Origin of the sequence: Micromonospora sp. AMSO1212t, assembly GCF_008868145.1 — a bacterium.
Classification (GTDB): domain Bacteria; phylum Actinomycetota; class Actinomycetes; order Mycobacteriales; family Micromonosporaceae; genus Micromonospora; species Micromonospora tulbaghiae.
Genome location: NZ_WBKS01000155.1, coordinates 1 through 12561 on the forward strand (window position 1 = coordinate 1; position 12561 = coordinate 12561).

Sequence of the window (12561 nt, forward strand, 5' to 3'; positions counted from 1 at the left end):
GCCCCGCGCCCCGCGCCCCGCGATCTTGCACTTGCTGCCCGGATAGAAAGTGCATAACGGGCGCATCAAGGGCCGCAAGTGCAAGATCGCGGGGCGCGGGGCGCGGGGCGGGTCAGCCCGGGTGTTCGGCGCCTCGGGCTATGTTGCGGGCCATGCCGCCGAAGACGACGGCGTGGAACGGGGCAACCGAGGCCCAGTAGAGGTGGCCGGGCAGCCCGCGCGGGAGGAACACGGCACGCTGGACGTAGCGGCTGCCGCCGTTACCGTCCGGCTCGGCGCGCATCTCCAGCCAGGCTCGGCCGGGCAGTCGCATCTCGGCGCGCAACCGCAGCAACTCGCCCGGGACGATCTCCTCGACCCGCCAGAAGTCCAGCGCCTCGCCGACCTGGAGCCGGTGCGGGTCGCGCCGGCCCCGGCGCAGCCCGACGCCGCCGATCAGGCGGTCCATCCAGCCGCGCACCGACCAGGCGAGCGGGAACGAGTACCAGCCGTTCTCGCCGCCGACGCCCTCGATGACCCGCCACAACGCCGCCGGTGGCGCGTCCACCGCCCGCTCACGCAGGTCGGTGTACGCGGTGCCGCCGGACCAGCGCGGGTCCGACGGCAGCGGCTCGGCGGGGGCGTCCGGCCCGCTCGCGTTCGACCAGCGCGTCTCCACCTGCGCGTCGCGCACCTTGGTCAGCGCCAGCGCGACCGCCTGGTCGAAGCCGGTCAGCCCGTCCGGCGGGTCCGGCACGTACCGGGCGATGTCGTGTTCGTGCGCCACCGCCTCGTGCACCAGGCTCTCCACCAGCGGCCGGGCGATCGCGTTCGGCACCGGCGTGATCAGGCCGACCCAGTGCGAGGAGAGCGACGGGGTGAGCGGGCGCACCGGCAGGATGACCCGGGGCCGCAGCCCGGCCACCCGGGCGTAGCGCTGCATCATCTCGGTGAAGGTCAGCACGTCCGGGCCGCCGATGTCGAAGGCCCGGTTGACGTCGGCCGGCAGGTGCGCGCAGCCGGCCAGGTAGCGCAGCACGTCCCGGACCGCGATCGGCTGGATCCGGTTGCGCACCCAGCGTGGGGTGACCATCGCCGGGAGCCGTTCGGTCAGGTAGCGGAGCATCTCGAACGAGGCCGAACCGGATCCGATGATCACGGCGGCGCGCAGCACCGCAGTGGGCACACCGCTGGCCAGCAGGATCCGCGCGACCTCCGCCCGGGAGCGCAGGTGCGCCGAGGGCAGGCCCTCGCGCTCCGCCGGCTCCGGCCCGCCGAGATACACGATCCGGCGTACGCCCGCGGCACGCGCCGCCTCGGCGAAGTTCGTCGCCGCCTCCCGGTCGGCCGCCTCGAAACCACGCTGGCCCAGCGAGTGCACCAGGTAGTACGCGACCTCGATGCCCGCGAACACGGCCGGCAGCGTCTCCGGCCGGCGCAGGTCGCCCTCGACGACCTCCGCCTCGGCCGCCCACGGCACGTCCCGCAGCCGCCCGGCGGTGCGGGCCAGGCAGCGTACGGTGTGCCCCTCGGCCAGCAGCCGGGGCGCGAGGCGTCCGCCGATGTAGCCGGTAGCACCGGTGACGAGGCATCTCACGGCCTCCAGTGTGCGGCTCCGTAGACTCCTTCGCTGTGGAGAACGCGAGGGACACCTTCTGGGGACCGGACTTCCAGCAGCTCAGTACCGTCGACCCGGAGATCGCCGAGGTGGTGCTGGGCGAGCTGGACCGGCTGCGCGGCGGCCTGCAGCTGATCGCCAGCGAGAACCTCACCTCGCCGGCGGTGCTGGCCGCGCTGGGCTCCACGCTCACCAACAAGTACGCCGAGGGCTACCCGGGGCGGCGCTACTACGGCGGCTGCGCCGAGGTGGACCGGGCCGAGGAGCTGGCCGTCTCCCGGGCGAAGGAGCTGTTCGGCGCCGAGCACGCGAACGTCCAGCCGCACTCCGGGGCGAGCGCCAACCTGGCCGCGTACGCCGCCCTGGTGCAGCCGGGTGACACGGTGCTGGCCATGGACCTGCCGCACGGCGGGCACCTGACCCACGGCAGCCGGGTGAACTTCTCCGGCAAGTGGTTCCACCCGGTCGGCTACACCGTCCGGCGGGACACCGGGACGATCGACTACGACGAGGTACGCGACCTGGCCCGCGCGCACCGGCCGAAGATGATCATCTGTGGCGCGACCGCGTACCCGCGACTGATCGACTTCGCCCGCTTCCGGGAGATCGCCGACGAGGTCGACGCGTACCTGATGGTGGACGCCGCGCACTTCGTCGGCCTGGTCGCCGGCGGCGCGATCCCGTCCCCGGTGCCGTACGCCGACGTGGTCACCGCGACCACCCACAAGGTGCTGCGCGGCCCGCGCGGCGGCATGATCCTCAGCCGGGAGCCGCTGGCGGCCCGGATCGACAAGGCGGTCTTCCCGTTCACCCAGGGCGGCCCGCTGATGCACGCCGTCGCGGCCAAGGCGGTCGCGCTGCGCGAGGCCGCGCAGCCGGAGTTCCGCACGTACGCCGCGCAGGTGGTCGCCAACGCCCGCGCGCTCGCCGACGGGCTGGCCGCGGAGGGGCTGCCGCCGGTCTCCGGCGGCACCGACACCCATCTGGCCCTGCTCGACCTGCGCGAGACCGGCGTGACCGGCGCCCAGGCCGAGGCCCGCTGCGACGCCGCCGGCATCACGCTCAACAAGAACGCCGTCCCGTACGACCCGCAGCCGCCGGCGGTGGCCTCCGGCATCCGGGTGGGCTCGCCGAGCGTCACCACCCAGGGCATGCGGGAAGGGGAGATGCGCCGGATCGCCACGTTGATCGGACGGGCGGTACGGACGGATCCGGAGTCCCCCGGGGGCGGCGACGAGCTGACCCGGATCGCCGCGGACGTGACCGAGCTGGTCACCGAGTTCCCGGCGTACCCCCGTGGCTGAGCCCGGGACGCGCGCGGCGGAGGAGACCGCGGACCGCGGCTGGCGACTGCGTCATCTGCCCGTGCTGCTGGCCGCGGTGGCGGTGCTCGCCGCTGTCGCGGCGGTGGCGGGCGGGGTGTGGCGCGGCGCGGACGGCGCGCTCGGCGCGGCGGCCGGGGTGGCCGTCACGGCGGCGAGCTACACGCTCACCACTGTGGTCCTGGCCTGGGCGGACTCCAAGGACCCGCAGCTCGTGCTGCCGTTCGGGCTGGGCCTCTACGTCGCCAAGATCACCGCGCTCGGCGGGGTGATGGTGCTGGTCGCCTCGACCGGGTGGCCGGGGCTGATCCCGTTCTGTCTCGGCATCGCCGCGGGCGTCGTCGTGTGGACCGGCGTGCACGTCTGGTGGCTGACCACGGTCCACGCCCGACGGATGCCGCGCTGAGCCGTCCCACCCTTCGGGCGACGCGTGGGTCTGTCCGCGATCGGTCATTCTCTCAGTGGCGGGGGAGGAGTACCGTGCCTCCAGACGACTTCGCCCGCCCGTGTCCCACACAACCAGGTTGTGCGGGGGGTGAGGCACAGCCTCTTCTGCTCGACTGATATCGTTCGCCCCGTCATGGCCGGTGACCAGAAACCCCCCGACACTGGCGGCCCGGGCGACGTTCCGTCCGGTGCCGGTCAGGGTTGGACCGCGCTCTCATACCTCATCGGGGGCATGCTCGTCTGGGGTTTCATCGGCTGGTTGGTCGACCGTTGGCTCGATACCGGCGGCGTCGCCACCGGCATCGGGGTCGTGCTCGGCATGGCCGGGGGCATCATCCTGGTCGTCCGCCGGCTGGGCACGCCTACTTAGGAAGGGACGCGGTGTTCGGACAGGCGAACGTCCTGGCTCAGGGCCAGGCGGAATTCCCACCCAGTGTGGGGGACTTCTACCTGCCCAGCATCCTGCCCTGGGGTGCGGAGAACTCGTACTGGTTCACCAAGATCACGGCGATGGTGTGGATCGCCGTCGGTATCTTGATCATCTTCTTCCTGGCGACGTACCGGAAGCCGCAGCTGGTCCCCACCAAGAAGCAGTGGTTCGCCGAGTCGATCTACGGCTTCGTGCGCAACAACATCGCGGTGGACATGATCGGGCACGCGGGAGTGCGGTTCGCGCCGTACTTCACCACGCTCTTCTGCTTCATCCTGCTGACGAACTTCTTCGCGATCGTGCCGTTCTTCCAGATCTCGCCGAACTCGCACATCGCGTTCCCGGCCATCCTCGCCGTGATCAGCTACGTGATGTTCATCTGGGTCGGCATCCGGCACCACGGCTTCGTGAAGTACGTCAAGGCCTCTCTGGTCCCGCCGGCGCCCTGGTACATCCTGCCGCTGCTGGTCCCGATCGAGTTCTTCTCGACGTTCCTGGTCCGGCCGTTCTCGCTGGCCGTCCGTCTCTTCGCGAACATGTTCGCCGGCCACATGCTCCTGCTGGTCTTCACGCTCGGCGGGTTCGCCATGCTCAGCGCCAACGTCTGGCTGGCACCGGTCTCGGTGCTGTCCTGGGTGATGACGATCGCGCTGACCTTCCTCGAGTTCCTGGTGATCTGTCTGCAGGCGTACGTCTTCACGGTGCTGACCGCCAGCTACGTGCAGGGCGCCCTCGCCGACGAGCACTGATCCGATCTTTCGCACCAACCGTTGTCGTCCCGCGTGACCGTCACGCGTGATAACCAGGAGGAACCAACCAATGGACATCTACGCCGCGGTAGAGGGCAGCACCGCCGCCATCGGCTACGGTCTCGCGGCCATCGGCCCGGGCATCGGCGTGGGCCTGGTCTTCTCGGCCTACATCCAGTCGACCGCCCGTCAGCCGGAGTCGTCCCGGATGACCCTTCCGTACGTCTGGATCGGCTTCGCCGTCATCGAGGCGCTGGCGCTGCTGGGCATCGCCTTCGGCTTCATCTGGGCCGGCTGAACCAGCCCCTTTGACCGGGAGGTTTTCCCATGTACTTCCTCGCCGCTGAGGGTGGTGAGACGACCCACAACCCGATCATTCCTGTCTGGCAGGAGATCGTGGTCGGGCTGGTCGCCTTCGGTGTCCTCTGCTTCGTGCTGATGAAGTTCGTCTTCCCGCGCATGGAGCAGACGTTCCAGGCCCGGGTGGACGCGATCGAGGGCGGCATCAAGCGAGCCGAGGCCGCGCAGGCCGAGGCGAACCAGCTGCTCGAGCAGTACCGGGCCCAGCTCGCGGAGGCGCGTACCGACGCCGCCAAGATCCGTGACGACGCCCGGGCCGACGCCGAGGGCATCCGCCAGGACATCCTCGCCAAGGCGCGCGAGGAATCCGACCGGATCATCGCCGCCGGCAAGGAGCAGCTCGCCGCGGAGCGGGCCACCATCGTGCGCGAGCTGCGCACCGAGGTCGGCACCATCGCGGTGGACCTGGCCAGCAGGATCGTCGGTGAGTCGCTGGCCGACGAGGCGCGTCGCAAGGGCACCGTGGACCGGTTCCTGAGCGGCCTCGAGAGCACGGGGGCCCGCTGATGCAGGCCGCCAGCCGGGAGTCGTACTCCGCCGGGGCCGAGCGCCTCGACGCGTACGCCCGCGGCGCGGAGCCGTCGGCGGTGGCCTCCACCGCCGACGACATCCTCTCCGTCGCCGCCCTGCTGCGGCGTGAGCCGCGGCTGCGCCGGGCGCTGTCCGACCCGGCGCGCTCGGGTGAGGACCGCACCACTCTGCTCACCGGAATCCTGAGCGGCAAGGTCGGCGCGGACGCGCTCGACCTGCTCGCCGCGCTGGTCTCCGGCCGTTGGTCGGCCCCGTCGGAGCTGCTCGACGGCGTCGAGCGGCTCGGCGTGGAGGCGCTCCTGGCGAGCGCCGAGGCGACCGGCGACCTGGGCGAGGTCGAGGACGAGCTGTTCCGATTCGGGCAGGTCGTCTCCGGCTCCGGCGAGCTTTCCAACGCGCTCTCCGACCCGATGGCCCCTGTGCAGCGGCGGGCCGAACTGGCCCAGCAGCTGCTCGCCGGCAAGGCCCGCCCGGTCACCGTCCGCCTCGTCGAGGCCGCGCTCGCCGGCTTCGGGGGACGCTCCCTCACCGGTGCGCTCGCCCGGCTGGTCGAGCTGGCCGCCGACCGGCGGGAGCGTCAGGTCGCGTACGTGACCGTGGCGGCTCCGCTGAACGACGAGGAGGAGCGACGCCTCGGCGCCCGCCTCTCCCAGATGTACGGTCGGGAGATGTCCGTCAAGCAGACGGTCGACCCCGACGTGCTCGGCGGAGTGCGCGTACAGGTCGGATCCGACCTGTACGACGGGACCGTCCTGCGCCGCCTCAACGAGACCCGTAACGCGCTCGCGAAGCGCTGACCAGCGTCTTAGCAGCCCTGATTCGACGCCATCGGACCGGTCGGTACTAGGTATCCCGGGCCCCTGATACTTAAGGAAGCAGAGGATGGCCGAGCTGACCATCTCGACGGAGGAGATCCGCGGCGCCCTGGAGCGCTACGTCTCCTCCTACACGGCCGACGTCTCCCGCGAGGAGGTCGGCACCGTCGCCGACGCCGGTGACGGCATCGCCCACGTCGAGGGTCTCCCCTCGACCATGACCAACGAACTCCTGGAGTTCGAGGACGGCACGCTCGGCGTGGCGCTGAACCTCGACGTCCGGGAGATCGGTGTCGTCGTCCTCGGTGACTTCGGCGGGATCGAAGAGGGTCAGCGCGTCAAGCGCACCGGCCGGGTGCTCTCCGTGCCCGTCGGCGACGCGTTCCTCGGCCGCGTGGTGAACGCGCTCGGCGAGCCGATCGACGGCCTCGGCGACATCGCCAACGAGGGCTTCCGCGAGCTGGAGCTCCAGGCCCCGAACGTGATGTCCCGCAAGTCGGTCGACGAGCCGCTGCAGACGGGCATCAAGGCCATCGACGCGATGACCCCGGTCGGCCGCGGCCAGCGCCAGCTGATCATCGGTGACCGCAAGACCGGCAAGACCACCGTCGCGCTGGACACCATCCTGAACCAGCGCGAGAACTGGCGCTCCGGCGACCCGAAGAAGCAGGTTCGCTGCATCTACGTCGCGATCGGCCAGAAGGCCTCCACCATCGCCTCCATCAAGGGGACGCTGGAGGAGGCGGGCGCGATGGAGTACACCACCATCGTCGCTTCCCCGGCCTCCGACCCGGCCGGCTTCAAGTACCTCGCCCCCTACACCGGCTCGTCCATCGGACAGCACTGGATGTACGGCGGCAAGCACGTCCTGATCGTCTTCGACGACCTGAGCAAGCAGGCCGAGGCGTACCGCGCCGTGTCGCTGCTGCTGCGCCGCCCGCCGGGCCGCGAAGCCTACCCGGGTGACGTCTTCTACCTGCACTCGCGTCTGCTGGAGCGCTGCGCCAAGCTCTCCGACGAGCTGGGCGGCGGCTCGATGACCGGTCTGCCGATCATCGAGACCAAGGCGAACGACATCTCGGCGTTCATCCCGACCAACGTCATCTCCATCACCGACGGCCAGATCTTCCTGGAGACCGACCTGTTCAACCAGGGCGTCCGGCCGGCCATCAACGTCGGCACCTCGGTCTCCCGGGTCGGTGGCGCCGCGCAGGTGAAGCCGATGAAGAAGGTCGCCGGCTCGCTGCGGCTGAACCTGGCCCAGTTCCGTGAGCTGGAGGCGTTCGCCGCCTTCGCCTCCGACCTGGACCGGGCCTCCCGGGCCCAGCTGGACCGCGGTTCCCGCCTGGTCGAGCTGCTCAAGCAGCCGAACTACTCGCCGTACCCGGTGCAGGAGCAGGTCGTCTCCGTCTGGGCCGGCACCGAGGGCAAGCTCGACGACGTCCCGGTCGGCGAGGTCCGCCGCTTCGAGTCGGAGTTCCTGCAGTACCTCCGGCACAAGCACGAGGGCGTCCTGGCCGGGATCGCGGACAACAAGTGGGACGACGACATCATCTCCTCGCTCGACTCCGCGATCGCCGAGTTCAAGAAGGTCTTCCTGGGCAAGGAGGACGAGGTCCGGGTCAACGACGCGCCGGCCAAGCCGCTGGAGGGCGAGGAGACCCGCGAGACGGTGACCCGCTTCCGCGACGGCAGCACCGACCGCCCGGCCGAGAGCTGATCCGATGGCCGCCCAGGTACGCGTTCTCCGGCAGCGGATCCGTTCCGCCAAGGGGATGAAGAAGATCACCAAGGCGATGGAGCTCGTCGCGACGAGCCGCATCGCCAAGGCCCAGGCCAAGGTGGCGGCCTCGCTGCCGTACGCCGAGGCGATCACCGGCGTGCTGACGGCGCTGGCCTCGAACGCGCGGATCGACCACCCGCTGCTCACCCCGCGCGAGCGGGTGCGGCGGGCGGGCGTCCTGCTGGTCACCGCCGACCGGGGCCTGGCCGGTGGTTACAGCTCGAACGCGATCCGGACCGCCGAGTCGCTGATCGCCCGCCTGCGCGCCGACGGCAAGGAGCCCGTGCTCTACGTCATCGGCCGCAAGGGCGTGGCGTTCTACCGGTTCCGCAACCGGGAGATCGCCGCCAGCTGGACGGGCTTCTCCGAGCAGCCGACGTTCGAGGACGCCCGCGAGGTCGGTGAGACGCTGATCAAGGCGTTCACCGCGGGCGCGGACGACACGGACAACGACGCCGGCGCCGACGGGATCCTCGGCGTGGACGAGCTGCACATCGTCTACACCGAGTTCAAGTCCCTGATGACGCAGAACCCGGTGACCCGGATCGTCGGTCCGATGCAGGTCGAGGACCGGCCCCGGTCCGAGGGCCTGCTGCCGGCGTACGAGTTCGAGCCGGAGCCGGAGTCGCTGCTCGACGCCCTGCTGCCGAAGTACATCAACACGCGGATCTTCGCGGCGTTGCTGGAGTCGGCGGCCAGTGAGTCGGCCGCCCGCCGGCGGGCGATGAAGAGTGCCACCGACAACGCCGAAGAGATGATCGAGAAGTACACGCGTGAGATGAACTCGGCCCGTCAGGCCGGCATCACCCAGGAGATCAGTGAGATCGTCGGCGGCGCGAACGCGCTGGCCGCGTCGGGAAGTGAAGTGTGATGACTGTATCCGCAGTTGAGACCAAGACGGCCACGGGTCGCGTGGTCCGGGTCATCGGCCCGGTCGTCGACGCCGAGTTCCCGCGCGACGCCATGCCGGGGCTGTTCAACGCCCTGCACGTCAACGTGACGCTCTCCGGCGGCGAGAAGACGCTGACCCTGGAGGTCGCCCAGCACCTGGGTGACAACCTGGTCCGCGCCATCTCGATGCAGCCGACCGACGGCCTGGTCCGCGGCACCGAGGTGCGCGACACCGGTGCGCCGATCAGCGTGCCGGTGGGCGACGCGGTCAAGGGCCACGTGTTCAACGCGATCGGCGAGTGCCTCAACCTCGCCGAGGGCGAGACCATTCAGGCCGACGACCGGTGGGGCATCCACCGCAAGGCCCCGGCCTTCGCCGACCTGGAGCCGAAGACCGAGATGCTGGAGACCGGCATCAAGGTCATCGACCTGCTCGCCCCGTACGTCAAGGGCGGCAAGATCGGCCTGTTCGGCGGCGCGGGCGTGGGCAAGACGGTGCTCATCCAGGAGATGATCACCCGTGTTGCCCGGAACTTCGGTGGTACCTCGGTCTTCGCCGGCGTGGGTGAGCGCACCCGCGAGGGCAACGACCTCATCGCCGAGATGACCGAGTCGGGCGTCATCGACAAGACCGCGCTGGTCTACGGCCAGATGGACGAGCCGCCGGGCACCCGCCTGCGGGTCGCGCTGTCCGCGCTGACCATGGCGGAGTACTTCCGTGACGTGAAGAAGCAGGAGGTGCTGCTCTTCATCGACAACATCTTCCGCTTCACCCAGGCCGGTTCCGAGGTCTCCACGCTGCTCGGCCGTATGCCGAGCGCCGTGGGTTACCAGCCGACCCTGGCCGACGAGATGGGCGAGCTCCAGGAGCGGATCACCTCCGTCCGGGGCCAGGCCATCACCTCGATGCAGGCGATCTACGTGCCCGCCGACGACTACACCGACCCGGCGCCGGCCACCACGTTCGCCCACCTCGACGCGACCACCAACCTGGAGCGGTCGATCTCCGACAAGGGCATCTACCCGGCCGTGGACCCGCTGGCGTCCTCGTCCCGGATCCTCGCCCCGGAGTTCGTCGGCGAGGAGCACTTCGCCGTCGCCACCGAGGTGAAGCGGATCCTGCAGCGCTACAAGGACCTGCAGGACATCATCGCCATCCTCGGTATCGAGGAGCTCTCCGAGGAGGACAAGCTCACCGTCGGCCGCGCCCGCCGGATCGAGCGGTTCCTCTCGCAGAACACGTACGCGGCGGAGCAGTTCACCGGCGTGGCCGGCTCGACGGTCCCGATCGCCGAGACCATCGACGCCTTCCGCCGGATCAGCGAGGGGGAGTTCGACCACTTCCCGGAGCAGGCGTTCTTCATGTGCGGCGGCCTGGACGACCTTCGGGCCAAGGCCAAGGAGCTGATGGGCGAGGAGGGCTGAGAGCCCGCTCACACCCACGAGGGCCGTCCCGGCGAAAGCCGGGGCGGCCTTCGCCTGTTCAGGGCCCTGCACTACCAGATGCCCGGTTCTCCGGCAAGCGGTTCACCGCATCGCGCGGTACCGTTCCTGACACGACTTCACATCCCGGCCGTTGATCTCTGCAACCAAACGGACCCCCGCGCCCGTCTTCCTACCCGTGGGCGCGACGATTGGAGATGCTCGTGGCTGGTAAGGGCGGCGCGGATCGCGGGAAGCGGTCCATGTGGCGCGGCGTGCCCCGGTGGGCCCGCGTCTGCACGATCCTGGGCATCGTCATGGTGGTGCTCAGCGGCTCCGTGCTGATCGGCTCCCGCGCCCTGGTCGCCCGCTACGAGGGATCGGTGGGCAAGGCCGACCTCTTCGGTGACCAGGCCGCCGGCGCCAACGAGAAGAAGAGCGACATCAAGGGCCCGCTCAACATCCTGCTCGTCGGCGTGGACCCCCGGACGTCGACCGCCCGCCCGCTGGCCGACTCGATCATGGTCCTGCACGTGCCCGCCACCATGGACCGCGGCTATCTCTTCTCGCTCCCGCGCGACCTGCGGGTGGACATCCCGGCCTTCCCCAAGGCCGACTACGCGGGCGCCAACGACCGGCTCAACGCGGCCATGTCGCACGGCAGCAACGTACCCGGGCAGAACCCCAGCACCGCACAGGGCTTCGAACTGCTCGCCAAGACCGTGCAGGACGTCACCGGCATCAAGCGCTTCGACGCCGGCGCGATCATCAACTTCAGCGGTTTCAAGAAGATCGTCGACGCCATGGGCGGTGTCGACATGTACATCGAGCGGGAGGTGCGCTCCGAGCACCTCCAGCCGGACGGCACGCCGCGCCAGCTCCGGCCCGGCGGCGGTGGCTACCTCGGCCCGCAGGCGGTGTACAAGAAGGGCAACGCCCACCTGGAGGGCTGGCAGGCGCTGGACTACGTCCGGCAGCGCTACCCGAAGAACGGCGTGCCGGACGGCGACTACGGGCGGCAGCGGCACCAGCAGCAGTTCGTCAAGGCGATGGCGAGCCAGGCGTTCAGCGCCGACGTGGTGACCAACCCGGTCAAGCTGGATCGGGTGCTGCGCGCGGCCGGCAAGTCGCTGGTCTTCAACGGGCGCGGCAACAGCGTGGTGGACTTCGGGCTGGCCCTGAAGGACATCCGCCCGGACGCGATCGAGACGATCAAGCTGCCGGGCGGGGGGATCGGCACCGGCAGCAACTACCGGGGTGAGCAACTGCTCGAACCGGCGGAGGACTTCTTCACCGCACTGCGTACCGAACAGCTCGACGCATTCCTGCTGGAGCACCCCGATTTCGTCCAGAAGACCAAGTAGCCTGAGCGGGTGCGGGGCCGTGGTGGTCCGGCTCTCACCACCCGCGTTGGGTGGGCTGCGGGGGCGCGACTAGACTTTCGGCAATCCGCCGCCGCAGCAAGGAGACAGCGTGGCACAACAGCTTCACGTCGAGCTCGTAGCCGTCGAGGAGAAGGTCTGGACCGGCGAGGCCGAGATGGTCGTCGCCCGGACGACCGAGGGTGAGCTCGGTGTGCTGCCGGGGCACGCACCTCTGCTCGGCCAGCTCGCCGAACCCAGCCAGGTACGCATCAAGCAGGCCGGGGGCCAGCAGGTCGCGTACGACGTGGCCGGCGGCTTCCTGTCGGTGACCGGCGAGGGCGTTACTGTCCTCGCCGAGAGCGCAACCCCCGCCACCCCGGCCCGCTGAGCCGACCCGCCGATGGAGATCGTCGAAGGGATCGGAATCGGCGTCGCGATCGTCGTCGTCGCGCTTCTGATCCTCTTCATCCGGCGGGCCCTGTTCACGCGTAGCGGTGGCATCATCCGGCTGAGCGTCCGGGTCAACACGATCCTCGACGGTCGTGGCTGGTCACCCGGGTTCGGTCGCTTCGTGGGCGACGAGCTCCGCTGGTATCGCATGTTCAGCTTCGCGCTGCGCCCCAAGCGGGTGCTCTCGCGTAAGGGGCTGGCGGTCGAGCGCCGTCGGCTGCCCGAGGCGCAGGAGCGCATGTCCATGCCCGCCGAGTGGGTGATCCTGCGCTGTACCAGCCACCACGCGCCGATCGAGATCGCCATGGCGCGATCCACCGTTACCGGATTCCTGTCCTGGCTCGAGGCCGCCCCACCCGGGGCGGTCTCGCCGCGTCTGGCCTCCCAGGACTGGCCCGCC

At 70.3% G+C, this 12561-nt stretch carries 14 protein-coding genes; 13 read left to right on the plus strand and 1 reads right to left on the minus strand.

The genetic code is table 11. The features are described 5' to 3' along the window. Positions 1-112: 112 nt before the first annotated feature. Positions 113-1576: an SDR family oxidoreductase gene (locus tag F8279_RS26555; RefSeq protein WP_151501390.1), complete on the minus strand. Its 1464-nt coding sequence runs from the start codon at positions 1574-1576 to the stop codon at positions 113-115. Between the two features lie 35 nt (positions 1577-1611). On the opposite strand from F8279_RS26555, the gene glyA reads away from it, so the two are divergent. From glyA to F8279_RS26620, 13 genes are all read left to right on the plus strand, one after another. Next, positions 1612-2901 (plus strand): serine hydroxymethyltransferase, encoded by a 1290-nt coding sequence (glyA, locus tag F8279_RS26560; protein WP_175438771.1) that lies wholly within the window; start codon positions 1612-1614, stop codon positions 2899-2901. After that, the gene (locus tag F8279_RS26565) at positions 2894-3325 is read left to right on the plus strand and encodes a hypothetical protein (protein ID WP_091422593.1); all 432 of its coding nucleotides are present in this window, start codon (positions 2894-2896) and stop codon (positions 3323-3325) included. The genes glyA and F8279_RS26565 overlap by 8 nt, the downstream gene beginning before the upstream one ends. A gap of 174 nt (positions 3326-3499) precedes the next feature. Beyond that, the gene (locus F8279_RS26570; protein WP_091423295.1) at positions 3500-3736 is read left to right on the plus strand and encodes an AtpZ/AtpI family protein; all 237 of its coding nucleotides are present in this window, start codon (positions 3500-3502) and stop codon (positions 3734-3736) included. Between the two features lie 11 nt (positions 3737-3747). Next, on the plus strand, positions 3748-4545 hold the full coding sequence (gene atpB / locus F8279_RS26575) for a F0F1 ATP synthase subunit A (RefSeq protein WP_091422597.1): 798 nt from the start codon (positions 3748-3750) through the stop codon (positions 4543-4545). A 70-nt stretch (positions 4546-4615) separates the two neighbouring features. Further along, positions 4616-4843 (plus strand): ATP synthase F0 subunit C, encoded by a 228-nt coding sequence (locus tag F8279_RS26580; protein ID WP_091422600.1) that lies wholly within the window; start codon positions 4616-4618, stop codon positions 4841-4843. 29 nt (positions 4844-4872) lie between these two features. Continuing rightward, on the plus strand, positions 4873-5412 hold the full coding sequence (locus F8279_RS26585; protein WP_151501391.1) for a F0F1 ATP synthase subunit B: 540 nt from the start codon (positions 4873-4875) through the stop codon (positions 5410-5412). Beyond that, the gene (locus tag F8279_RS26590; RefSeq protein ID WP_091422608.1) at positions 5412-6233 is read left to right on the plus strand and encodes a F0F1 ATP synthase subunit delta; all 822 of its coding nucleotides are present in this window, start codon (positions 5412-5414) and stop codon (positions 6231-6233) included. Before F8279_RS26585 ends, F8279_RS26590 begins: the two co-directional genes overlap by 1 nt. An 85-nt stretch (positions 6234-6318) precedes the next feature. Beyond that, positions 6319-7971, plus strand: coding sequence for a F0F1 ATP synthase subunit alpha (atpA, locus tag F8279_RS26595; protein WP_091422611.1), 1653 nt, complete (start codon positions 6319-6321; stop codon positions 7969-7971). Between the two features lie 4 nt (positions 7972-7975). Then, positions 7976-8905, plus strand: a complete 930-nt coding sequence (locus tag F8279_RS26600) for a F0F1 ATP synthase subunit gamma (protein ID WP_091422615.1) — start codon at positions 7976-7978, stop codon at positions 8903-8905. Next, a complete protein-coding gene (gene atpD / locus F8279_RS26605; RefSeq protein WP_091422619.1) occupies positions 8905-10350 on the plus strand; it encodes a F0F1 ATP synthase subunit beta in 1446 nt (481 codons plus the stop codon). Before F8279_RS26600 ends, atpD begins: the two co-directional genes overlap by 1 nt. A gap of 215 nt (positions 10351-10565) precedes the next feature. Next, positions 10566-11711 (plus strand): LCP family protein, encoded by a 1146-nt coding sequence (locus tag F8279_RS26610; protein ID WP_091422621.1) that lies wholly within the window; start codon positions 10566-10568, stop codon positions 11709-11711. 109 nt (positions 11712-11820) lie between these two features. Then, positions 11821-12099: a F0F1 ATP synthase subunit epsilon gene (locus tag F8279_RS26615; RefSeq protein ID WP_047893558.1), complete on the plus strand. Its 279-nt coding sequence runs from the start codon at positions 11821-11823 to the stop codon at positions 12097-12099. Between the two features lie 12 nt (positions 12100-12111). Beyond that, positions 12112-12561 (plus strand): DUF2550 domain-containing protein (locus F8279_RS26620; RefSeq protein ID WP_151501392.1); only part of this gene is annotated, 450 nt, incomplete at its 3' end.

Excerpts from the sequence above, each read along its gene's own strand:
- F8279_RS26570 (WP_091423295.1), top strand. The coding sequence starts at position 3,500 with ATGGCCGGTGACCAGAAACCCCCCGACACTGGCGGCCCGGGCGACGTT.
- F8279_RS26580 (WP_091422600.1), top strand. The coding sequence starts at position 4,616 with ATGGACATCTACGCCGCGGTAGAGGGCAGCACCGCCGCCATCGGCTAC.
- F8279_RS26585 (WP_151501391.1), top strand. The coding sequence starts at position 4,873 with ATGTACTTCCTCGCCGCTGAGGGTGGTGAGACGACCCACAACCCGATC.
- F8279_RS26590 (WP_091422608.1), top strand. The coding sequence starts at position 5,412 with ATGCAGGCCGCCAGCCGGGAGTCGTACTCCGCCGGGGCCGAGCGCCTC.
- atpA (WP_091422611.1), top strand. The coding sequence starts at position 6,319 with ATGGCCGAGCTGACCATCTCGACGGAGGAGATCCGCGGCGCCCTGGAG.
- F8279_RS26600 (WP_091422615.1), top strand. The coding sequence starts at position 7,976 with ATGGCCGCCCAGGTACGCGTTCTCCGGCAGCGGATCCGTTCCGCCAAG.
- atpD (WP_091422619.1), top strand. The coding sequence starts at position 8,905 with ATGACTGTATCCGCAGTTGAGACCAAGACGGCCACGGGTCGCGTGGTC.
- F8279_RS26610 (WP_091422621.1), top strand. The coding sequence starts at position 10,566 with ATGCTCGTGGCTGGTAAGGGCGGCGCGGATCGCGGGAAGCGGTCCATG.